Annotated in this window: 19 protein-coding genes; 9 read left to right on the top strand and 10 right to left on the bottom strand. The window is 68.8% G+C overall.

All coding sequences use genetic code 11. The features are described from left to right. Nucleotides 1-27 precede the first annotated feature (27 nt). Nucleotides 28-2,640, bottom strand: a complete 2,613-nt coding sequence (locus tag ACW17V_RS17910; RefSeq protein WP_492106399.1) for a TonB-dependent receptor — start codon at nt 2,638-2,640, stop codon at nt 28-30. Nucleotides 2,641-2,933: 293 nt separating this feature from the next. Here ACW17V_RS17910 and pstC point away from each other — a divergent pair, with 293 nt between their 5' ends. The 5 genes from pstC to phoB are packed head-to-tail and all read left to right on the top strand — an operon-like array spanning nt 2,934 to nt 7,982. Then, nucleotides 2,934-4,376: a phosphate ABC transporter permease subunit PstC gene (pstC, locus tag ACW17V_RS17905; RefSeq protein WP_492106398.1), complete on the top strand. Its 1,443-nt coding sequence runs from the start codon at nt 2,934-2,936 to the stop codon at nt 4,374-4,376. Nucleotides 4,377-4,431: 55 nt separating this feature from the next. Next, nucleotides 4,432-5,676 (top strand): phosphate ABC transporter permease PstA, encoded by a 1,245-nt coding sequence (gene pstA / locus ACW17V_RS17900; protein WP_492108824.1) that lies wholly within the window; start codon nt 4,432-4,434, stop codon nt 5,674-5,676. Nucleotides 5,677-5,730: 54 nt separating this feature from the next. After that, the gene (pstB, locus tag ACW17V_RS17895) at nt 5,731-6,573 is read left to right on the top strand and encodes a phosphate ABC transporter ATP-binding protein PstB (RefSeq protein WP_492106397.1); all 843 of its coding nucleotides are present in this window, start codon (nt 5,731-5,733) and stop codon (nt 6,571-6,573) included. A gap of 16 nt (nt 6,574-6,589) precedes the next feature. Continuing rightward, on the top strand, nt 6,590-7,279 hold the full coding sequence (gene phoU / locus ACW17V_RS17890) for a phosphate signaling complex protein PhoU (protein ID WP_492106396.1): 690 nt from the start codon (nt 6,590-6,592) through the stop codon (nt 7,277-7,279). A 10-nt stretch (nt 7,280-7,289) separates the two neighbouring features. Further along, complete coding sequence (gene phoB, locus ACW17V_RS17885) at nt 7,290-7,982, top strand: phosphate regulon transcriptional regulator PhoB (RefSeq protein ID WP_419319011.1); 693 nt, start codon at nt 7,290-7,292, stop codon at nt 7,980-7,982. Between the two features lie 3 nt (nt 7,983-7,985). Here phoB and ACW17V_RS17880 read toward each other — a convergent pair whose 3' ends face one another. Continuing rightward, complete coding sequence (locus ACW17V_RS17880; RefSeq protein WP_492106395.1) at nt 7,986-8,420, bottom strand: hypothetical protein; 435 nt, start codon at nt 8,418-8,420, stop codon at nt 7,986-7,988. A gap of 1,171 nt (nt 8,421-9,591) precedes the next feature. On the opposite strand from ACW17V_RS17880, the gene purD reads away from it, so the two are divergent. The 3 genes from purD to ACW17V_RS17865 all read left to right on the top strand — a co-directional run bounded on the left by purD (nt 9,592) and on the right by ACW17V_RS17865 (nt 13,453). Continuing rightward, entirely contained in the window at nt 9,592-10,875 is a 1,284-nt protein-coding gene (gene purD, locus ACW17V_RS17875) for a phosphoribosylamine--glycine ligase (protein WP_492106394.1), read from the top strand. A 207-nt stretch (nt 10,876-11,082) separates the two neighbouring features. Beyond that, complete coding sequence (locus ACW17V_RS17870; protein WP_492106393.1) at nt 11,083-12,159, top strand: phosphotransferase family protein; 1,077 nt, start codon at nt 11,083-11,085, stop codon at nt 12,157-12,159. Between the two features lie 7 nt (nt 12,160-12,166). Continuing rightward, entirely contained in the window at nt 12,167-13,453 is a 1,287-nt protein-coding gene (locus tag ACW17V_RS17865) for a metal-dependent hydrolase family protein (protein WP_492106392.1), read from the top strand. A gap of 126 nt (nt 13,454-13,579) precedes the next feature. Here ACW17V_RS17865 and lpxK read toward each other — a convergent pair whose 3' ends face one another. The 5 genes from lpxK to ACW17V_RS17840 form a co-directional block, all read right to left on the bottom strand. Further along, entirely contained in the window at nt 13,580-14,587 is a 1,008-nt protein-coding gene (gene lpxK / locus ACW17V_RS17860) for a tetraacyldisaccharide 4'-kinase (RefSeq protein WP_492106391.1), read from the bottom strand. Then, nucleotides 14,584-15,840 carry a 3-deoxy-D-manno-octulosonic acid transferase gene (locus ACW17V_RS17855; RefSeq protein WP_492106390.1) on the bottom strand — a complete coding sequence of 419 codons (1,257 nt, stop codon included), beginning with the start codon at nt 15,838-15,840 and terminating at the stop codon, nt 14,584-14,586. The genes lpxK and ACW17V_RS17855 overlap by 4 nt, the downstream gene beginning before the upstream one ends. Continuing rightward, nucleotides 15,837-16,838: a cation diffusion facilitator family transporter gene (locus ACW17V_RS17850; protein WP_492106389.1), complete on the bottom strand. Its 1,002-nt coding sequence runs from the start codon at nt 16,836-16,838 to the stop codon at nt 15,837-15,839. The genes ACW17V_RS17855 and ACW17V_RS17850 overlap by 4 nt, the downstream gene beginning before the upstream one ends. A 178-nt stretch (nt 16,839-17,016) precedes the next feature. Next, the gene (locus ACW17V_RS17845; protein ID WP_492106388.1) at nt 17,017-17,742 is read right to left on the bottom strand and encodes a lysophospholipid acyltransferase family protein; all 726 of its coding nucleotides are present in this window, start codon (nt 17,740-17,742) and stop codon (nt 17,017-17,019) included. After that, a complete protein-coding gene (locus tag ACW17V_RS17840; protein ID WP_492106387.1) occupies nt 17,739-19,517 on the bottom strand; it encodes an ABC transporter ATP-binding protein in 1,779 nt (592 codons plus the stop codon). The genes ACW17V_RS17845 and ACW17V_RS17840 overlap by 4 nt, the downstream gene beginning before the upstream one ends. A gap of 133 nt (nt 19,518-19,650) precedes the next feature. Between ACW17V_RS17840 and ACW17V_RS17835 the strand changes: the two genes are divergently transcribed. After that, a complete protein-coding gene (locus tag ACW17V_RS17835; protein WP_492106386.1) occupies nt 19,651-20,316 on the top strand; it encodes a fused DSP-PTPase phosphatase/NAD kinase-like protein in 666 nt (221 codons plus the stop codon). 121 nt (nt 20,317-20,437) lie between these two features. Here the strand turns inward: ACW17V_RS17835 and ACW17V_RS17830 are convergent, their stop codons facing one another. From ACW17V_RS17830 to ACW17V_RS17820, 3 genes are read right to left on the bottom strand one after another with little or no spacing between them, the layout of a single operon-like run. Beyond that, the gene (locus ACW17V_RS17830) at nt 20,438-20,662 is read right to left on the bottom strand and encodes a DUF4170 domain-containing protein (protein WP_492106385.1); all 225 of its coding nucleotides are present in this window, start codon (nt 20,660-20,662) and stop codon (nt 20,438-20,440) included. A gap of 30 nt (nt 20,663-20,692) precedes the next feature. After that, nucleotides 20,693-21,472: a 3'(2'),5'-bisphosphate nucleotidase CysQ gene (locus ACW17V_RS17825; RefSeq protein ID WP_492106384.1), complete on the bottom strand. Its 780-nt coding sequence runs from the start codon at nt 21,470-21,472 to the stop codon at nt 20,693-20,695. After that, entirely contained in the window at nt 21,469-22,800 is a 1,332-nt protein-coding gene (locus ACW17V_RS17820) for a TldD/PmbA family protein (RefSeq protein WP_492106383.1), read from the bottom strand. The genes ACW17V_RS17825 and ACW17V_RS17820 overlap by 4 nt, the downstream gene beginning before the upstream one ends. Nucleotides 22,801-22,811 lie beyond the last annotated feature (11 nt).

The following is a 22,811-nucleotide window of genomic DNA, read 5'->3' as shown; positions in this document are numbered from 1 at the left end:
GGCGAAACCGGGAGGCGGGCGCGGTCGTCAGAACAGCTTGCGGAACGAGACCCGCATCACCCGTCCGCGAGGATCCAGATAGTCCTCCTGATAGGTGATCGGCGTCGTGCCGTCGGGCGCGCGCACCGTCTGGCGGGCGTCGAACAGGTTGTCGACCGAGGCGCTGACCCGCGCCCCCCGGAAGAACGGCTTGCCGCGCAGGGCCGGCTGGGCGCCCAGATCGGCGAACAGGCGCAGATTGACCGTGGTCAGGGCCGAGAACGACAGGTCCTGGGCGCCGACCGCGCCGGAGCCGCGAACGGTGGTGCCCTCCTGCCAGCGGGCGTTGAAGCTGGCGCCAAGACCATTGCGCGAGACATTGCCCTGCACGTCGATCTGGTTCTTCGGCGTGCCGCCGCCCGAGCCCAGCGAGGCGCCGTCCAGCAGGTCCAGGGTCGGCAGACCGGGGCGGATGGTGATCTCGTCGGTGAACTTGACGGTGTGGTAGACGCCGATCTGGAACGTGCCGGCGCCGGGCGGTCCGCCGCCGCCGAATCCGCCGCCGAATCCGCCGGGGCCGCCCGGACCCCCGAACCCGCCCGGACCGCCAGGGCCGCCGAAGGCGGGCGCGCCACCATCAGACCGCGCGCCGCTGGCCACAGCCTGGGGCGGCGGAGCCTCGCCGGGCGGCGGCCCATCACCGGGCTGGGGCTCGCGCTCGGTCGCGGCGCCCGTCCTGCCGGCGGTCTGTCCGGCGGGAGTCGCGCTCGAAGCCGCGGGCTGGCCCTGGGTCTGGGGTTGCGTCTGCCCCTGGGTCTGGGCCGCCAGCCTTTGCCGGAACTGGCCGGGCTGAGGCTGGGGGCCGAAGGATTTGCGGAAGGTGAAGCCCGTGCGCAGTTCGTCGGTCTGGCGGCGGTCGAAATTGATCGGCCGCGCGTCGATCTGGATCAGCTGGCCCGCCGCGTTGCGCACGAAGCGGTCGGGGAAGGCGTCCTCGATCTGGCTGGTGGCCGTCGGGAAGCTGGAGATCAGGTCGTCGGTCCGGGAATTGGTGTAGTTGCTGGTCAGGGTCAGGTTGGTCTTGTCGAATGGCTTGAGGCTGAGGCCCAGCTTGATGACCCGGCCTTCTTCCTCGCGCAGCGCGCGATTGCCGCCGGTCAGGCGCGAGATCACCGCGGTCTCGCCGCGCCGGAAGTCATAGACCTGCACGCCAGGGGTCAGCTGCTCGGGATCGCCGATCTGCTGCAGGCTGGGCGCGCCCTGGTCGCGGGTGACCGAGGCGATGATCCGCAGCTTCTCGATCGGCGACCAGTTGGCGCCGTAGCCGATCGTGGTCAGGGTTCCGAAGTCCGACAGCTTGTCGGCGGCCAGGTTCAGGTTCAGCGACAGATTGCCCAGCCCGGCCAGAACGTCGTTGCGGACGCTGGTCAGGGGCAGGTCGAAGTTCAGCTTGGCGCTGCCGGTGTCGCGCGACAGTTCGCCCGACTGGGCCACGCCCGCCCGCACAGAGTCGCTTTCCAGCTTCACGGTCTCGAAGCCGCCGGTCACGGTCGAGGTGATGGCCCCGGCCGGAACGCGCAGCAGGGTTCCGCTGAAATCGCCCTGGACGTCGGCCGAGGTCGAGATCGAGTTGGAGACGTCGCGATAGGCCAGGCCGCTGATCACCCGCTCGGTGGTGCTGTCGTTCCTGGCGCGCTCGGCGTTGCCGGTGACGCTCCAGCGCCAGCCCTTGACCGCGCCGGTCAGGCCGCCGCCCAGATGGCCGGTCAGGCTTTCGGACTCGCGGCGCAGCGGGCCGGTCGCCAGGGTGTTGAGGCCCAGCCAGCTGGTGCTGTCGCTGCCCTCGAGGCTGGCGTTGATGGTGCCTGAAACCCCGTCCTTGATCGGGCGTGAGAACACGCTGTTGACGGCCCAGGTGCTCTGGTCCGGAACCAGGGTGCGGAACATCGCGTCCGAGCGCGGCTGGTCCAGGTCGCGTTCGGCCTCATAGAGGGCGCTCTGGTCGCTGACCTTGGCGTCGACCATCACCCGGGTGTCGCGCTGGATGCGCAGGTGGTTGAGGCGCGCATCGACCGTATCGCCGCCGCCCGCCTGGGTGGACAGCTTGGCCGCCGTCTCGACGGTGGTGGCGCGGAAGCGGCGGCGCAGGACCAGGTTCACGACCTTCTGGTCGGCGCGATAGCCGTATTTCAGCGCGACCTCCTCGGGCAGGATGTCGACCCGGGCGATGGCCTCGGTGGGAATGTCGCGCACCTCGCCGAAGTTGGAGATGCGGCCGCCATTGACCAGGATCACCGGACGCCCGCCCGCCGCGCCGCCGCGGGCCGACGAGGTCTGCGGTTCCAGGGCGGTGATCAGTTCGGAGACGGTCGAGACGCCATAGGCGCGGATGTCGCGCGGCGACAGTTGCAGTTCCGGCGGAATGTCGCCGATCACCGCGCCGGGCTGCTGGCGCGAGGCGGTGACCGTCAGGGCGTCGACTTCATAGGCGTCGTCTTCCGTCGTCTCGGGGCGCGCGACCGGCGTGGCCGAAGTCTGCGCCGCGGCCTGACGCGCCATGGCCGGGGCGGCCATCAGGGCGGCGCAGGCGCCTAGCATCAGGGCGATGCGAAGGCGGCGCGCCGCGATGTCATCGGGCCGGGCGGTCATAGCAAGGTTCAAGTTCAGGTCTCCAGACGGTCCCATGGCGCGAAGGCGGGGCGCGCAAGACGGATGCACGCCAGGACCAGCGCCGGAACGGTCATGCCGGGGCTTCGTTGCGTTGCGATTTCAGGAGCGCCCCGATGTGTTTCAACTTGGCCATGTTGCGGGGCGGGAATAGGGCCGGCCGCTGTCTTTAAACTGTCATTGAAACGTCGCATAAGCACAGCGCCTGGCGGGCATAGCTCGAGCCGGGCGGGGCGACGCGTTGGGCGCCGTCATCGCAACCTCTCGCGCAAGACCCCGCCGCACGCATGCTGACCTGGCTTTCGCTCCTGTTTCTGGCGCTGTTTTCCAGCATCGCCTTCATGCTCGGCAAGCGCCGCGCCGTGGCCAATGCCGGCGGCGCCAAACGTGTCCTGCATTCGCTTCCCGGCTATTATGGCAGCTATGCCGCCCTCTGGGCCGGCGCCCCCGCCGCCCTGCTCCTGCTGCTGGGCGCCATGTTCGGCGACCGGGTCGAGGACGCCATGCTGCAGGCCCAGCGCCCGGCGATCCTCCAGACTCAGGATGTCGACCGCCAGGCGGTGTTCTTCAGCGACGCCCAGGCCATCGCCCAGGGCGTCGCGCCCAGCGAGATCGCCTATGAGGGCGAGCTCAAGGTCGCCCTCGACGCCAAGGTGGCCGAGGCCCGTCGCATCGACGCCCTGATCCGCTACAGCGTTCTGGGCCTGGCCGGCGTGGTCGCCCTGGCCGGCTTCCTGCTGGCCTTCCCCCGCCTTTCGGCCGACTTCCGCGCCCGTAACCGGGTCGAGGGCTGGGTGGGCGGCCTGCTGATGGCCTGCTCCATCCTGGCCGTCCTGACCACCCTGGGCATCGTGCTGTCGCTGGTCTGGGAAAGCTGGCGCTTCTTCCAGAGCGTCTCGCCGCTGTCGTTCCTGCTGGGCACCGAGTGGAGCCCGCAGATCGCCATGCGCGCCGACCAGGTGGCCTCTGAAGGCGCCTTCGGCGCGGTGCCGCTGTTCGCCGGCACCTTCCTGATCATGCTGATCGCCATGGCCGTGGCCGCTCCGGTGGGCCTCTACTCGGCGATCTACCTGTCCGAATACGCCAGCCGCCCGGTGCGCGCGACGATCAAGCCGCTGCTGGAGATCCTGGCCGGCGTGCCGACCGTGGTCTACGGCTTCTTCGCCGCCCTGACCGTGGGTCCGCTGTTCCGCGCCGGCTTCAACGCCCTGGGCGCCACGATGGTGGGCGGCCCGCTGGACGGCGTCGGCCAGTACCTGATGGAAGTGCAGAACCAGATGGCCCTGGTGGCCGGGGTGGTGATGGGGATCATGCTGATCCCGTTCGTCTCCTCGCTGTCGGACGACATCATCAACGCCGTGCCGCAGAGCCTGCGCGACGGCAGCTACGCCATGGGCGCCACCAAGTCGGAAACCGTCAAGAAGGTGGTCCTGCCCGCCGCCCTGCCGGGCATCATGGCCGCCATGCTGCTGGCCGTGTCCCGCGCCGTCGGCGAGACCATGATCGTCACCATGGCCGCCGGCCTGCAGGCCAAGCTGACCGCCAATCCGCTGGACACGGTCACCACCGTGACCGTCCAGATCGTCACCCTGCTGACCGGCGACCAGGAGTTCGACAGCCCCAAGACCCTCGCGGCCTTTGGTCTGGGCCTGACCCTGTTCGTCGTCACCCTGGGCCTGAACATCATCGCCCTGCGCATCGTCCAGAAGTATCGGGAACAGTATGACTGACGCCGCCGCCCCCGCCGGTTCGGTTCGCGCCCCGCTGACCGCCGCCCAGACCGCCATGGAAGCCCGCCTCAAGAAGCGCCACCGCGCCGAGACCTGGTTCAAGGCCCAAGGGCTGATGGCCATCACCATCGCCATGATCTTCCTGGTGGTGCTGGTCGGCCGCATCGTCGGCCAGGGCTACACCACCTTCCAGACCCACACCCTGAGCGTGCCGGTCTATCTGAACCCCGAGCGCATCGACGTCACCGACCTCGAGGGCGTCAACTACGACTACATCGTCGCCGAGGCGATGATGAAGAAGCTGGGCGTGGTCGATGACGACCTGGGTCTGGTCTCGGGCAAGGTGATGGACCTCACCTCGCGCGACCTGGGCTTCCAGCTGCTCAACCAGCTGAAGGCCGACAAGTCGCTGATCGGCAAGACGGTCACCGTCACCGGTCCGTTCAAGGCCGACGCCGACCTCTATTTCAAGGGCGAGATCAAGCGCTCCACCGTCCAGGAAGACCGCAAGCTGGACGACCAGCAGCTGGACTGGCTGGACCAGCTGAAGAAGGACGGCTCGGTCCAGTCGGGCTTCAACTTCGCCTTCTTCACCAATTCGGACTCCACCGAGCCGGAACAGGCCGGGGTTCTGGGCGCCGTGGTCGGCTCGGCCATGATGCTGCTGATCACCGCCCTGATCGCCGTGCCGATGGGCGTGATGGCCGCCGTCTATCTGGAAGAGTTCGCGCCCAAGAACCGCTGGACTGACGTCATCGAGGTCAACATCAACAACCTGGCCGCCGTGCCGTCGATCGTCTACGGCCTGCTGGGCCTGGCCCTGTTCATCAACTGGCTGCACGTGCCGCGGTCATCGCCGCTGGTCGGCGGTCTGGTGCTGGCCCTGATGGCCCTGCCCACGGTGATCATCGCCACCCGCTCGGCGCTGAAGGCCGTGCCGCCCTCGATCCGCGAGGCCGCCCTGGGCGTCGGCGCGTCCAAGACCCAGACCGTTTTCCACCATGTGCTGCCGCTGGCCATGCCCGGCGTGATGACCGGCGCCATCCTGTCGCTGGCCCACGCCCTGGGCGAGACCGCGCCGCTGCTGATGATCGGCATGGTCTCGTTCGTGCCCGGCGTGCCCGAAGGCTTCACCGGCGCCGCCACCGTCCTGCCCGTGCAGGTGTTCATCTGGGAGAACGCTTCCGAGCGCGCCTTCCACGAGCGCACCGCCGGGGCCATCATCGTCCTTCTGGTCTTCATGATCGTCATGAACGCCGCGGCCGTCATCCTGCGCCGGCGCTTCGAGCGCCGCTGGTAGACCGACCCCATGATCCTGAACCCTTCCGCCCTTCCCCTCGTCCAGGGACACGCCATGACCACCCGCAGCCCCGACGATTCCGTCTCCGCGCCCGTCATCCAGACGGCCTCGACGCAGACCTATCCGCCGGCCTCGACCCACGAGATCAAGATCCGCGCCAAGGACGTCAACGTGTTCTACGGCGACAAGCAGGCCTTGTTCGACGTCAACATCGACATCCCGGGCAAGTCGGTCACCGCCTTCATCGGCCCGTCGGGCTGCGGCAAGTCGACCTTCCTGCGCTGCATCAACCGCATGAACGACACCATCCCGTCGGCCAAGGTGTCGGGCGTGATCGCGATCGACGGCAGCGACGTCAACGCCAAGTCGGTGGATCCCGTGGTCCTGCGCTCGCGCGTCGGCATGGTGTTCCAGAAGCCCAACCCGTTCCCCAAGACCATCTTCGAGAACGTCGCCTACGGCCCGCGCATCCATGGCCTGGCCAGCGGCAAGGCCGAGCTGGAAGCCATCGTCGAGAGCAGCCTCAAGAAGGCCGGCCTGTGGAACGAGGTCGCCGACCGCCTCCACCAGCCCGGCACCGGCCTGTCCGGCGGCCAGCAGCAGCGCCTGGTCATCGCCCGCGCCATCGCCGTCGGTCCCGAAGTGATCCTGATGGACGAGCCCTGCTCGGCCCTGGACCCCATCGCCACCGCCCGCATCGAGGAACTGATCGACGAACTGCGCAGCCAGTTCTGCATCGTCATCGTCACCCACTCGATGGCCCAGGCCGCCCGCGTCTCGCAGAAGACCGCCTTCTTCCACCTGGGCAAGCTGGTCGAGAGCGGCTCGACCGAGGACATGTTCACCAATCCTCGCGACACCCGCACGCAAGACTACATCACCGGCCGCTTCGGCTAACCGGTAGGATCCCGCAATGACCGAACATACCGTCAAATCCTACGGCGAAGAGCTGAACCACCTCACGGCCGAGGTCACCCGCATGGGCGGCATGGCCGAGGCCCAGATCGCCGACGCGGTCGAGTGCATCGCCCGCCGCGACGCGCCGCTGGCCCAGCAGGTCGTGTCGCGCGACGAACGCCTGGACGCCCTGCAGGGCGAGATCGAGCGCAAGGCCTTCAAACTGATCGCCCTGCGCCAGCCGATGGCCGTGGACCTGCGCCACGCCGTCGCCGCGCTGAAGATCTCGATGAGCCTGGAACGCTGCGGCGACATGGCCAAGAACATCGGCAAGCGCGCCCTGATCCTGACCGACGCCGAGCCCATGACCGCCCTGACCCGCTCGATCGAGCGCATGGGCAAGCTGGTCCAGGGCCGTCTGAAGGACGTGCTGGACGCCTATTCCGCCTCGGACCTGGAGCGCGCCATCGGCGTGTGGAGCCGCGACGAAGAGGTCGACGAGCACTACAACGCCATCTTCCGCGAACTGCTGACCTACATGATGGGCGACCCGCGCACGATCAACGCCTGCGCCCATCTGCTGTTCGTGGCCAAGAACCTGGAACGCATCGGCGACCACGCCACCAATATCGCCGAGATCATTCACTTCGAGATCACGGGCGAGGAGATCATCTCCAAGCGCCCGAAGCTCGACACGCCGCGCTGAGAGAGCTCCCATGACGCCTTACGTGCTTGTGGTCGAGGACGAGGACGCCCTGGCCACCCTCCTGCACTACAATCTCGACAAGGAAGGCTATCAGGTGGGCCTGGCCGGTGACGGCGAGGAAGCCCTGACCATGGCCAGCGAACGCGCGCCCGACCTGGTGATCCTTGACTGGATGCTGCCCAAGGTCTCGGGCATCGAGGTCTGCCGCCGCCTGCGCGGCCGGGCCGAGACCCGCAACGTGCCGATCATCATGCTGACCGCGCGCGGCGAGGAGAGTGACCGCATTCGCGGCCTCGACACCGGGGCCGACGACTATGTGGTCAAGCCGTTCTCGATGGTGGAACTGACCGCCCGCGTCCGCGCGGTGCTGCGTCGCATCCGCCCGGGCCTGGCCGACGACCGCATCACGGTCGGCGACATCATCATCGACCGCGTCGCCCACCGCGTGAAGCGCCAGGGCAAGGAGGTCCATCTGGGCCCCACCGAGTTCCGCCTGCTCGACTATCTGATGCAGCACCCCGGCCGGGTGTTCAGCCGCGAACAGCTGCTGGACGCGGTCTGGGGCTCGGACGTCTATGTCGAGGCGCGGACCGTGGACGTGCACATCGGGCGCCTGAGGAAGGCGCTGAACGGCTCGGCGGATGGGGATCCGATCCGCACGGTGCGCTCGGCGGGGTATTCGCTGGATGTTGAGGCGGCTTAGGGGTTAGGCGGCCAGCAGTCGCCATGCCTCGGGGTCGTTCTGAGTAGAGCCCGGGCGCTTGCGCTTGGCCCGATGCTCGCGCGCGCGGGAAAAGCGCCGGACCAGCCGACTTGCGACCTGCCTTGGCCGGGTCACCACAAACAGTCGCGCGACCCGCGACCAGCCGCTGGCCCGGGCTACGAACACTAGGGCCGCAAGTTCGATGGCGAGCGCGAAATCGACCGCTGCCGCCAACGGGATGAGTTCGGGCGCCACGGCTGCGAAACCCGCGAGCATAAACATCGCGACCACATAGGCCGCCAGGGCGATCGGACCCCGGTTCAGACCTTCGGCAGGTTTCTCCACCAAGGCCTTGTGAAGCCCATCGCCAAGCCATGTCCCTCTGCAGCAGAGGGCAAGGGCGAACGCCATCGCGAAAAATGCAGTCAGGATGATCATGACCAGCTCCCTGGGTGGGAGGTGGGGCTGAAGCCCTGCGTTGCAAGGCGGAGTTGCTCAATTCTTGATGCCGGCCTCTCGTGTCCTCGCCTGACCTCCAAATGGTTGAAAGCAAAAGGTCAAAACCCGACGCCCCCGCGTCGCGCCAAGCCTTACATCTCTTGGAGGCTGCAGCGTGCCGGTCTGTCCAGGTCAGTCAAGGCCGGCCCTCCGGGCCGCCGCGGCGCGGCCGGTCGCAGACCGGGCCTTGAGTGACCTGGACAGACCGGCGATCGTCTCGCCGTGAGATGTAAGGATGGCTCCCTCCGGCGCGTAGGGTGTTCCACGACCCTGAAAACCTAAACTGAACCCTTCCCCCTTTGATGGGGGAAGGGCAGGGATGGGGGTGACCCCGCCGGACGGTTTCACGCAGGCGGAGCCCTATTCCGAACCTCTGTCACCCCCATCCCCAACCCTTCCCCCATCAAAGGGGGAAGGGGGCAGGCCGTGCGCCGGCCTCTATCCCCGTGCGAGCACGGGGATAAACCCACCTCGCCCCCAGCAAATTCAACGCCCTGACCGCCGCACCCAGCGTCGCGATCAAAAATCGACGCAGCCCCCTCAAGAACGGCCGTAGACTTCTCCTTGTCCCCGTCGCGGGGGGAGGCGCCTGGATCCGGCCCAACAGCGGCGATGGGGATGGAGCTGAGCGGGGCCGCGCGGTCACGCGGCGAGGACGAAGGTGGTCTGTTCGTTGGATAGATCCGGGACCACCGGAAGGCTCGTCGGAGAGACAGCGCGGAGCAACAGGGCGAGGGATCGTAAACCCGCCTATCGCGCATCGTCGGGGGTCGAGACGGTTAGCCGATCGACCTTGGTGCGCGCCCGTACGGGGGCTCTTGGGTATCAGAGCTGAAAGACGCTCGCTTGGCCCAATCCTCACGCAAGAACAGCTTCTGCGAAGCGGACAGGTCGAGCCGAAACGCACACAACACATCACGGTCATCCGGGTTCGCCCCGGCCGCTTCGCGCCTCCCCATCCACTTGCAGCCGATCTGGCGCGAGGTCGACAGGCCATGTCCGGACCCTTTGCTCTCAAGAGGCCCAGGCAGGCCCGGTCGGCCCATTGGGACGCGAACCCGTGTCCTGGGCGCCTTGACCCCGACCCCCGCCCGCGCCACACCCCGGCCGCATGGAAAAGCTGAACATCCTCCTCGTCGGGTCCGGCGGGCGCGAGCACGCTCTGGCCTGGAAGATCGCGCAATCGCCGCTGTGCGGACGGCTTGTCGCCGCGCCCGGCAATCCGGGCATCGCGGCCGTCGCCGAGCTGCGCGCCGTCAAGGTGCTGGATGTCGAGGGGCTGGTCGCCCTGGCGCAGGAGATCGCCGCCGACCTCGTGGTGGTCGGCCCGGAATCGGCGCTGGAGGTTGGCCTGGCCGACCGTCTGGCGCAGGTGGGAATCCCCTGCTTCGGCGGCAGCCAGCGCGCCGCGCGGCTGGAGACCTCCAAGGCCTTCACCAAGGACTTCTGCGCCCGCCACGACCTGCCGACGGCGGCCTATGGCGTGTTCACCGACGCGGCCTCGGCCGGCGCCTTCCTGGATGGGCTGGAAGCGCCCTTCGTGATCAAGGCCGATGGCCTGGCGGCCGGCAAGGGCGTGGTCATCGCCGCTGACCGGGCCCAGGCCGACGCCGCCGTGCTCGACATGCTGGGCGGGCGGTTCGGCACCGCCGGGGCCCGCGTGGTGATCGAGGAGTTCATGCACGGCGAGGAAGCCTCGCTGTTCGCGATCTGCGACGGCAAGACGGCGATGCTGTTCGGCGCCGCCCAGGATCACAAGCGGGCCTATGACGGCGACGAAGGCCCCAACACCGGCGGCATGGGCACCTATTCGCCGCCGCCCGTCCTGACCGACGCCCTGGTCCGCCAGGCCTGGATCGAGCTGATAGAGCCCACCGTTCGGGGCATGGCCGCCGAGGGCAATCCCTATGTGGGCGTGCTCTATGCCGGCCTGATGCTGACCCCCACCGGCCCGCAGCTGGTGGAATACAACGCCCGCTTCGGCGACCCTGAATGCCAGACTCTGATGCTGCGCCTGCAGAGCGACCTCGTGCCGCTGCTGCTGGCCGCCGCCAAGGGCGAGCTGGCGAGCGCGGCCAAGCCGGTGTGGCGCGACGAGGCGGCGATCTGCGTGGTGCTGGCGGCTGAAGGCTATCCCGACGCCCCGGTGATCGGCGGCGTCATCGAAGGCGCCGAGGCTGATTTCGGCGACAAGGCCGTGGTCTTCCACGCCGGCACGACCCGCGACGCCGAGGGGCGGCTGGTGGCGTCCGGCGGCCGGGTGCTGAACGTCTGCGCCCTGGGCGCGACCCTGCTTGAGGCGCGCGAGGCGGCCTATGCGGCGATCGAGACCATCAGCCTGCCGGGCGGTTTCTATCGTCGCGATATCGGCTGGCGGGCGCTGGGGAAGAGCTGATCAAGAACCCTTCCCCCTTTGATGGGGGAAGGGCAGGGATGGGGGTGACACCGTCTGACGGCTTCACGCAGGTCGAGCCACATCCTGAACCTCTGTCACCCCCATCCCCAACCCTTCCCCCATCAAAGGGGGAAGGGGGCGTTTGATGTTGCACCCCGCGCCCCACCCTCTAAACTCCCGTTCAAACAAGCGTTGGGGAGAAATCGCATGGCTGAAGCCGAGTCCGCCCAGGATCTGAATTCCGGCACCAAGCCGGTCGATCCACGCCATGCGATCGACGAGGGCAAGCTTGCGTCGTGGCTTGCGGCCCATGTCGAGGGCTATCAGGGCCCGCTGGAGGTGCGCCAGTTCAAGGGCGGCCAGTCCAACCCGACCTATCAGCTGGTCACGCCGACGAAGAAATACGTCCTGCGCCGCAAGCCGCCGGGCAAGCTCTTGCCTTCGGCCCACGCCGTCGACCGCGAATTCAAGGTGATCTCGGGCCTGAACAAGGCCCACTTCCCCGTCGCCAAGGCCTATGCCCTGTGCATGGACGAGGACGTGATCGGCACGATCTTCTACGTGATGGACAATGTCGAAGGCCGCATCCTGTGGGACGGCACCTTGCCGGACTACCAGCCGGCCGAGCGCCGGGCGATCTACGAGGCCGAGATCGACACCCTGGCCGCCCTGCACATGGTGGACTACGCCGCCGTGGGCCTGGCCGACTATGGCAAGCCGGGCAACTACTTCACGCGCCAGATCGACCGCTGGACCAAGCAGTACAAGGCCAGCGAGACCACCGATCTGGAGGACATGAACCGGCTTATGGCCTGGCTGCCGGGGTCGGCGCCGGAGGATGACCGCACCTCGATCGTCCATGGCGACTATCGCCTCGACAACATGATCCTGCACGCCACCGAGCCGAAAGTGGTGGCGGTGCTGGACTGGGAGCTGTCGACCCTGGGCAATCCGCTGGCCGATTTCAGCTATTTCCTGATGAACTGGGTGATGCCGTCCGATCAGCGCGGCGGCCTGTCGGATATCGACGACCTTGAAGCCTATGGCGTGCCGACCATCGAGCAGGCCGTGGCCCGCTACTGCAAGGCCACAGGCCGCGACGGCCTGCCCAATCTGGACTGGTACTTCAGCTACAACCTCTTCAGACTGGCCGGCATCTGCCAGGGCATTGTCGGCCGCGTCCGTGACGGCACCGCCGCCAGCGCCCATGCGCAGCTGATGGAAGCGCGCGTGCCGGTGCTGGCCAGAGGGGCCTGGACCTTCGCGCAGAAGGCGGGGGCCTGAGAGCTGAATGCGTAAACTGACGGCGGGCGTCTGCGCCCTTCTGGCGACCTCCGCGCTGGCGGCCTCTGCCTCCGCCGAGACGCTCTTCGTCCAAGCCGGCCGGCTGCTGGCCGATCCGGTCACCGGCAAGGTCGAGACGGCCAAGACCCTTGTGATCGAGAACGGCAAGGTCGTCCGCATCGCCGACGGCTATGTCGCCGAGCCGGGCGGCCGCGTGGTCGACCTGAAGGACAGCTTCGTCCTGCCGGGCCTGATCGACAGCCATGTTCACCTGACCGGCCAGCAGGGCGCCAGCTCGCGGCTGGACGAGGTGACCCAGTCATCGGCCGACCAGGCGATGGTCGGGGCCGGCTATGCCCGCAAGACCCTGATGGCCGGCTTCACCACCGTGGCCGACCTGGGCGCCGACAACGCGGCGGTCTTCGCCTTGCGGGCGGCGGTCAAGCGCGGCGACGTGATCGGTCCGCGCATCATCGCCTCGGGCTCGGCCGTCTCGATCCATGGCGGCCACGGCGACATCAACGGCTTCAGCGAAGAGGTCATGCACGCCCTGCGGCCGGCCTCGGTGTGCTCGGGCGCCGACGACTGCCGCCGGGCCGTGCGCGAGCAGGTCTGGCGCGGCGCCGACATCATCAAGATCACCGCCACGGGCGGGGTGCTCTCCAATACGGCGGCGGGCCTGGCCCAGCAGTTCTCGGGTCCCGAGCTGGAAGCCATCGTCGACGCCGCCCATCGCATGGGCCGCAAGGTCACCGCCCACGCCCACGGCGTGGACGGCATCAACGCCTTCCTGAAGGCCGGCGGCGACTCGATCGAGCACGGCACCTATCTCGACAATGAGAGCATCGCCCTGTTCAAGAAGAACGGCGGCTATCTGGTGCCGACCCTGATGGCCGGCGACTTCGTCTATCGGGTGGCCTCGGGGCCCAACAACTTCCTGACCCCGGCCCAGACCACCAAGGCGCTGGACGCCGGTCCCAAGATGCTGGCCATGGCTCGCCGGGCCCATGAGGGCGGCGTCAAGATCGCCTTCGGCACCGACACCGGCGTCTCGGCCCACGGCGACAACGCCGGCGAGTTCGCCTTGCTGGTGAAAGCCGGCCTGACCCCGCTGGAAGCCATCCAGACCGCCACCGTCAACGCCGCCGCCCACTTCGACCTCTCGGCCGAGATCGGCTCCCTGGCCCCCGGCAAGGCCGCCGACCTGATCGCGGTCAAGGGTGACCCGCTCACGGACGTGACCGTGCTGCAGAGCGTGACCGCGGTGATCAAGGGCGGGGCCGTGGTGAAATAGGGCGACCAAGTCCTCCCCCTGAAGGGGGAGGAGATCGCGAAGCGATCGGAGGGGGAAGTGCTGCTGACTCGGCGGCGTCTTCCCCCACCGGCCTGACGGTCGCCTCCCCCTTCAGGGGGAGGACTTCTACAGCCCCGCCTTCGCCAGCACCGCGTTCAGCGCCGCCTCGTCATCGAACCGGGCTCGCACCGGCCAGGGCGTCACGCGGTCGCGCCACTTGGGCGGCAGGCGCACCCAGTCCTTTTCGGTGGTGACCAGGCCCGCGTCGTACAGCGCCGCTCGGTCGGCCAGCAGGGTCAGGGTCGCTTCGTCATAGAGCCCGTGATCGGGGAACGGGGCGAAGTCGACCAGGTCGCAGCCGGCCGCCTTCAGCGCCTTCTCGACCTTCCAGGGCTTGCCGATGCCGGCAAAGCCCATCTGCGGCCCGGTCGGCACCGGCGCCGCCGCTTCCAGCCGGGCGACCAGCACCGGCATGTCGCCGAACTGGACCAGCAGGTCGAAGTCGGGCTGGGCGACGTCGAGGGGCAACAGCACGATCACGGCGTCGGCCCGCGCCAGGCCGACCTTCAGCGGCTCGCGCATCGGCCCAGCGGGGAACACCTTGCCGTCGCCGAACGGCCACTCGTCATTGCGGGTCTCGCCGTCGACCACGATCAGCGACAGCGCCTTGCGGACGTCCGGATTCTGGTGGCCGTCGTCCATGACGATGGCCTGGGCCCCGGCCGCCGAGGCGGCGCGGGCTCCGGCCACCCGGTCGCGGGCGATCCACATCGGAAAGTCCTGGGCCAGCATCAGCGGCTCGTCGCCGACATCCAGCGCCGTATGGCGGGCGCTGTCGACGCGGGTCGGCCCCTTGTCCCTACCGCCATGGCCCCTGGCCAGGCCGTGGGCCTCGATGCCGCGCTGGGTCAGGGTCAGCAGCAGTTCACGGACGATGGGCGTCTTGCCGGTTCCGCCGACGGTGACATTGCCGACGCAGATCACCGGCGCCCCGACCTCGCCGCCCGGGCCTTTGGCGATCCGCCGCGCTGTGGCCGCGGCCCAGATCCACGACAGCGGGGTCAGCAGGGCGCGGGTGATCGGCGAGGGCGCGCCAGACTTCACGTACCACCAGCGGGGCGTCGACAGCTTCATGGAACCAGCTCGATGATGCGGGCCAGGCCGGCGCGGGCCTCGGCGTCGCGGGCCTCGACGAAGGCGGCGGCGCGTTCGGCCCGGGCCTTACCGGCGGCGGGATCGGCCAGGGCGGCGGCCAGGCGCTCGCCGAGTACGCTGGCGTCGGCCAGGGCCATGCCGTCGACGGCCGATAGCTCGGCATAGGCCGTCAGCCAGTTCTCGACATGCGGGCCCGAGACGATGGGGCAGGACAGCCGCGCCGGCTCCAGCGGATTGTGGCCGCCGATGCCGGGGACCAGGCTGCCGGCGACGAGGGCCAGGTCAGCGAGGCGGAACCACAGGCCCAGCTCGCCCAGCGTATCGGCCACCAGCACCCGGGACGGCTCGGCGCCGGGATCGATGCTCCGCAGGCTTGCCGACAGGCCGCGAGCCCGGGCCATCTGGACGATGGCCGGACCGCGCGCGATATGGCGGGGCGCGATGACCAAACGCGCCTGACCTGGCAGGGCGGCGAAGGCGTCCAGCACGATCTCGTCCTCGCCCGGATGGGTGCTGGCCGCCAGCAGCAGGGGCTGATCGGCGAAGCGGGCCTTGAGACGGGCCAGCTCGGCCTCGTCGGCGGGCAGGGGCGCGGCGCCGAACTTCAGGTCGGCCTCGCCGGCCACGGTTCCGCCCAGGCTGGTGAAGCGTTCGGCCGCCCGGGCGTCCTGGGCCAGGATCAGGTCGAAGCCGGAAAAAAGCTGGTGCGCCGCGAACGGCCGCATCCGCCAGCCGTCGAAGCTCTTGTCCGACAGCTTGGCCGAGACGAGGGCCAGCCGCGTCCCGGCGGCCTTGGCCTCCAGCAGCAGGTTGGGCCACAGCTCGCTCTCGACGAAGACCGCCAGGTCCGGCCGCCAGTGGCCGATGAAGCGTTTGGCGCCGCCGGGCGTATCGACCGGGACGAACTGATGGATCACGCCCCGCGGCAACCGTTTGGCCAGCAGCTCGGCCGAGGTCACCGTGCCCGAGCTCACCAGCACCGTGGCGTCCGGCCGGTCGGCCCGCAGGCGCTCGACCAGCGGCAGGATCGACAGGCTCTCGCCGACGCTGGCGCCGTGCAGCCAGACCAGCGGCCCGGCGGGGCGCGGCAGACGGGGACGCGCGAGACGTTCGTTCAGACGGGTCGGATCTTCCTTGCCCCGGGCCGCGCGGCGCTTGAGCAGCAGGGGCGCGAAGGGCTCCAGCGCCGCCGTGGCGAGGCGGTAAACCGACAGTGACAGCGGCAGGCTCACACCACGTCCGCTGGCGCCAGGCGACAGGCATGGGCGCTGGCGCTGTGCTCGACCTGCACGGTGGCGTGGCCGATCCTGAACTTGCTGTTCAGCTCGGCGCAGACCTCGTGCAGGAAGTCGTCGTGATCGTCGGCGGCGGGGCGGACCACGTGGGCGGTCATGGCGGTTTCGGTCGTGCTCATCGCCCAGACGTGCAGGTCATGAACCTCGACCACGCCGGGACGGCCCGCCAGCCACTCACGCACGGCGGCAGGGTCGATGCCGCGCGGGGCGGCGTCCAGGGCCATGTCCAGCGAGTCGCGCAGCAGGCCCCAGGTGCCCAGCACGATCACGGCCACGATCAGCAGGCTGGTGACGGAGTCGATCCACAGCCAGCCGGTCAGCATCATCAGCAGCGCGGCCAGCACCACCCCGGCCGAGACAGCGGCGTCGGCGGCCATGTGCAGGAAGGCGCCGCGTGCGTTCAGGTCATCTTTCGAACCGCGCATGAACATCAGGGCGGTGGCGGTGTTGATGACGATGCCGATGGCCGCGACGATCATCACCGGACCGCTCTCGACCGGGGTCGGGGCGGCGAAGCGGCGGACGGCTTCCCAGGCGATGGCGCCGGTGGCGGCCAGCAGCAGGGCGGCATTGGCCAGCGAGGCCAGCACCGTCCCCTTGCGCAGGCCATAGGTGTGCCGGCCTTTCGGCGCGCGCTTGGCCAGGGTGGCCGCGCCCCAGGCCAGGACCAGGCCCAGAACATCCGACAGATTGTGGCCGGCGTCGGCCAGCAGGGCCAGCGAGTGCGTAAAGAGGCCCGCCCCGGCCTCTACGATCACGAAACCGAGGTTCAGCGCGGTGCCGATGGCGAAGGCGCGGCCGAAGTCCTTGGGGACGTGATGATGGTGGCCGTGCCCATGAGCGTGCGAATGGCCATGCCCGTGATCGTGGGCGTGGTCATGTCCATGGTCGTGGCCATGGTGATCGTGAGCGTGGCCCGAATGGTCGTGCGGCATGGCCCTACATCCCACCATGGGCGGGCCGGATCAATGTTTCCCATCATCCGATCTTCCCGGCGAAGGCCGGGACCCAGATTCATCCGGGAAGTTTGGACTGATGCGCCTCGAGCGTCAGCCAATATCGCCGGCGCTCGGGGCTCGATCTGGGCCCCGGCCTTCGCCGGGGAGAGCGGATTCAAGAGGAAGGATGGGGAGCCCCGTCGGTCTCGCCGACCAATTGCTCGGCCCGGCGCGACACGGCTGACAGCCGCCCCCCCCAGGCCTCGGCCAGGGCGTCAGGATCGTCATCGCGGCCGGCCGTGGTCGGCCCGTCCCAGACCATGGCCGCCCTGGCGAAGGGCAGGGGGATGATCGTGCGGTCCCAGGTGCCCAGGCGCAGGCACGGCTTCATGGCCACGCCGACGAACAGCACCGGCGCGCCGCTCACTCGGGCCAGGGCCACGGCGCCCTTCTGCAACACCTCGACTGGGCCCCTAGGGCCGTCGGGCGTGATGGCCATGGCGCCGCCGTCCTTCACCCACTTGACCATGTCGCGAAAGGCCTGCTCGCCGCCCTTGTTCTTGGCGGTGTCGGTCTTCTTCAGGGACGAGCCGCGAATGGACGGCAGGCCCAGGCGGGCGATGACCCGGGCGATGAATTCGCCGTCCCGCGATTGGCTGACCAGCACGCGGATCTCCGGCTTGTCGGGACCCTGCGGCCAGGTCGCGGGACCGACCGGCACGCGGGAGTGCCACAGCGCCAGGATCGCGCCGGAGCGCTCGGCCAGAGCCCTGGCCTGGACGTCGTCCGCGATCGCCTGTCCCTCCCGCGTCCAGCGCAGGGTGCGATAGGTCAGGGCCAGATAGCCCGACATCAGATTGACCAGCAGGCTCATCACCCACGGCGAGCGCAGGGGCCTCACGCGGCGTCCTCCGGCGCATGATCCAGGTCCTGGGCCTTGGCGAGGCGGGCATAGAGCCCCTTGGCGCGCACCAGTTCGGCATGGGTTCCGGTCTCGATCACCTGTCCTTTGTCGATCACATAGATGCGGTCGGCGCCCTTCACCGTCGACAGCCGGTGAGCGATCAGGATGGTGGCGCGGCCGGCCATCAGCCGCTCGAGGGCGATCTGGACCTGGGCTTCGCTCTCGGTGTCGAGCGCGCTGGTCGCCTCGTCCAGCAGCAGGATCGGAGCGTCCTTCAGGAAGGCGCGGGCGATGGCGATGCGCTGGCGCTGGCCGCCTGACAGCCGCGCGCCGGCCTCGCCGACCCCGGTGTCATAGCCGTCCGGCAGGGCGCTGATGAAGTCGTGGGCGGCGGCCTGCTGGGCGGCGGCGATGATCTGCGCCTCCGTCGCCTCGGGCCGGGCATAGGCGATGTTGGCGCGGATGGTGTCGTCGAACAGGAAGGGCTCCTGGGTGACGAGAGCGATGCGGTCGCGCAGGGAGGCCAGTGTCACCGAGCGCACGTCGTGGCCGTCGATGGTCACAGCGCCTGCGGTGACGTCGTAGAAGCGCGGGATCAGGTTGAGGATAGAGCTCTTGCCGCCGCCGGACGGACCGACCAGGGCCACGGTCTCACCGCGTCGGGCCTGCAGCGAGACTTCCGTCAGGGCCGCGATCTCGCCGCCATAGGAGAAGCTCACGCCCTCCAGCGCTATGGCGCTGTCGCCGGGCGGCAGGGGGCGGGCGTCGGCGGGATCGGTGATAGTCGGCGCGACATCCAGGGCCTCGAACAGCCGGCGGGCGGCGGTCAGGCCCTCGCTGAACACCGTCTGCAGGTTGGCGACCTGGCGCAGGGACTGGGCGGCCATCAGCAGGGCGCTGAGGAAGGCGAAGAAGGCGCCGGCGGTGATGTCGCCGGTGGTAGCCCGCCAGCCGGCATAGACGAAGACGCCGGCGGTGATCAGGGTGGTGAAGGTCTCGGTGGCCGGGGCGGCCATGGCCCGGGCGTTGGAGCCCTTGATCAGGTGCTGCTGGCGACGGTCGACTACGGCGGCGACGCGGGCTTCCTCATAGGCCTCGCGGTTTTCCATCTTGACGATCTTGACCCCGTCCAGGCTCTCCATGATCGCGGTCGACAGGTTGGAGGTCTCGCCCATGGCGCCTTTGGCGGCCTTGGTCGTCTTTTTCGAGAAGCGCCGCATGATCAGGCTGACGACCGGGGCGATGACCAGCACGCCGGCGGCCAGGATCGGATCCAGGCTGAACATCACCGCCAGGGCCCCGACCACAGTCAGGAACTCGCGGGTATAGTTGACCACGCCGCTGGTCGCCGCCTCGCGGATCAGGCTGGCGTCGTACAGCACCGAAGAGACATAGGAGCCCGAATGGGCGCCGCGCAGTCGGGCGAGATCCGAGCGCACCAGCTTGCCGAACAGCTGCACCTGCACGTCGCCAACCACGCCATTGCCGATGCGGTTGATGAAGGTGGCCTGCAGCACCTGGAACAGGCCGCGCAGGATGGCGATCATGGCGATGGCGGCGGGGATGGCCAGGATGGCGCCGGGGCGCGGATGGGTGATCAGCTGGTCGACCGCCGGCTGGATCATCCGGGTCAGCTGGGCGCTCAGCCCGGCCACGATGGCGGCGCTGACCAGCGAGACGCTCAACCCCTTCCAGCGCGGCTTCAGATAGTCGCGCCAGATCCGCATCGCGAGGGCGCGGTTGGTGGCTTGCGGCGCGGCGGGATCAGTCATGGGCGAGGGGTCGGACGTCAGGGCTAAGCTGTCAAGGACACGGGCGCATCACCCGGCGCGGAAATGATCGTGCGTTTTGCATTAAACGGCGGTCCATCCTACTTAGGCGCGGCACGTCCAGAGGATCGCCCGTTTGGCCCAGTTCGACCTGACCACGCCTTGGGGGCGCTTCAAAACCTATCTCCACTATCTGTGGAACGACCACGCCTATCTGCGGGTCGGCTTCTCCAACGCCCATTGGGTGAGCCCCGAGCTGGTGCGCGCCAACCAGCCCTGGCCGTTCCAGCTGGCCTGGTGGAAGAAGCGGGGGATCAAGACCATCGTCAATCTGCGCGGCGGGTTCGACGGCAGCTTCTACGCCCTGGAAAAAGACGCCTGCGAGCGGCTGGGCCTGAACCTGGTGGACTTCACCATCACCTCTCGCGAGGTCCCGATCCGCAAGCGGGTGCGGGGCGCGAAGGCGCTGTTCGAGACCCTGGAATATCCGGCCCTGATCCACTGCAAGTCCGGCGCGGACCGGGCCGGGATCATGAGCGTGCTCTATGCCCACTACCGCCTGGGCCTGCCGATCCGCGAGGCGATGAAGGAGCTGTCGCCGCGCTACCTGCACATCAAGGCCGGCAATACCGGCGTGCTGGACTATGTGTTCGAGCAGTATCTGGAGCGGGGCGAGCCCAAGGGGCTGAGCTTCACCGACTGGGTCGAGAGCGACGACTACGATCCCGTGGCGATGAAGAAGACCTTCCGGGCCGGGATGCTGGGGAAGCTGCTGACGGACAAGTTGCTGCGTAGAGAATAGCTGCTCCCCTTTTGGGGGAGCTGTCCACGAGCGACTGAGGGGGTCTTCGCGGCGCCTGCCGAGCTAGCCCCCTCCGGCCCTCCGGGCCACCTCCCCCAGAGGGGGAGGACTTCTCAGCCGATCAACCCAGGCTCGGGTCCATCAGCTTGTGCGCGTGGATGATGAAGTACCGCGCATGGGCGTTATCGACCGTGGCCTGGGCCTTGGCCTTCCAGGCCTTGTGGGCGTCGGCATAGCTGGCATAGGCGCCGACGAACTCGACATTGGCCAGGTCGCGGAACTCGATGTCGGAGACATCCTTCAGTTCGCCGCCGATGACGAGATGGAGAAGCTGCTTATCGGGCATGATGGGGCACGTTCCTGCGAGGAAATATCTTTATGGCAGGTCGATATGCCCGACCCGGTTAAGGATCAATGGCGCAAGCGTCGCATTGGCGCAAACCAGGCTCGGAACCAGCGGAATGGGGCGATTATAGCTGAAAGCGCGACCCTTGTGGTCCGTCAGACAGGCGCCGGCCTCCGAGCGGATCAGATCGGCGGCGGCCACGTCCCACTCGCTCTTGGGTGACAGGGCGACGGCCGCGTCGAAGGCGCCGGCGGCGACCAGGCAGACGCGATAGGCGATGGAGTTGCGGCTCTCGACCCGCATGGCCGGCCAGGGATTGGTCCAGGCGGGATGCACGAACATCTTGGCGTCGCCCAGCATGGCGGCGTCCTCGAGGTCTTCGGTGTCGCTGGGCGAGATCGCCATGCCGTTCAGAGTGGCCCCGCCGCCGGCTACCGCCGCATAGGTCTCGCTCAGGGCGGGGGCATGGACCACCCCGGCGATGGGCCTGCCGTTCTCGACCACGGCCACCGAGACGGCGAACCACGGCTTGTTCTTCATGAAGGCGACGGTGCCGTCGATCGGATCGACCACGAACTGGCGCTGGGTGGTCAGGCGGGCCGGATCATCGACCGTTTCCTCCGACAGCCAGCCATAGTCGGGCCGGGCCGCGCGCAGGCGGTCCTTCAGCAGGGTGTCGACCGCCAGATCGGCGTCGGTGACCGGCGAGCCGCCCTCCTTGGACCAGATCTTCAGGCCGCCGGCGCGGGCCTTCAGGGCCAGTTCCCCAGCCTCCCGCGCCGCGTCGAGGATCAGATCCAGGTCGGTCATTTGCCAGCGATGGCCAGGCCGTCGACCAGGATCGACGGCGCGTTGTTGGCGCCCCGGAACTCCAGGTCCGAGCCGGGGATCAGCCGGGCATAGATGTCGATCAGGTTGCCGGCCACGGTGATCTCGGTGACGGGACCGGTGATCTCGCCGTTCTCGAACCACAGGCCCGAACAGCCCACCGACCAGTCGCCGGTATTGCCGTTCAGCGAGGGGCCGAACATCGAGGTGACCAGGAGGCCCGTGCCGGCGTCGGCCATCAGCCCGGCTTGGTCGCGGGTGCCGGTCGACAGGGTCAGGTTGCTGGTCGAGACGCCCGAAGGACCCGCCAGGCCGCGCGAGGCGTGGCCGGTGGTCGCAAGACCCAGCTGTCTGGCGCTGCTGGTGTTGAGCAGCCAGGTGGTCAGCACGCCATCGTCGATCAGGGCGCGGCGGACGGTGTCGACGCCCTCGTCGTCAAACGGCGCCGAGCCCAGGCCGCGGACGCGGTGCGGATCCTCGATCAGGTTCACGCCCCTGGCGAAGACCTGCTGGTTCAGCTTGTCCTTCAGGAACGAAGAGCCCCGCGCGATGGACGGGCCCGAGATCGCGCCCAGCAGCGGGCCGATCAGCGACATGGCCAGGCGGTTCTCGAAAATCACCGGGGCGGTGGTCGAGGCGATCTTGCGGGCATTGAGGCGCACAACGGCCGAGCGACCGGCCTCGCGACCGATATCGCCCGCGCCGGGCAGATCGGCGAAGTGACGGGCCGAGCGGCCTTCGCCGCCCCGCTCCATACCCGCGCCCTCGCCGGCGATGGCCGAGCAGGACAGCGAATGGCCGGTGGCCGCATGGACGCCGGAGAAGCCGTCGCTGGTGAACAGTCGCCAGGAGGCCGAGCTCCAGCTGGCCGAGCCGCCGTCGGAATTGGTCACGCCCTCGACCGAACGCGCGCCGTCCTCGGCGATGCGGGCCTGGGTCTCCAGCGCTTCGGCCGTAGGTTCGAAGCCGTCGATCAGGTCGAGTTCGGGGAAAGGGCCCCTGGCCAGGCGATCACGGGGCGCGAGGCTGGCATAGGGATCCTCGGGCGCCAGCCGGGCCATGGCCACGGCGCGCTCGATCAGCTTGGCGCGGGCCTCGCTGGAAATGTCCGAACCGGAGACCGTGGCGCTGCGATTGCCGACGAAGACGCGCAGGCCCAGATCCCGGGCCTCCTCGCGTTCGACCTCTTCCAGCTCGCCCAGGCGAACACTGACGGAAAGGGATTGGCGTTGCGCGAAGACAGCCTCGGCCGTGTCGGCCCCGGCCTTGAGTGCGGCCGAGACCACGTCGCTAAGCAGATTATCGTCCATGGGGTCTTATG

The sequence above is a fragment of the Caulobacter sp. FV2ye17ST genome (assembly GCF_058680955.1).
The sequence above is the reverse complement of the archived record's forward strand: the minus strand, read 5'-3'. Positions and strand labels throughout refer to the sequence as shown.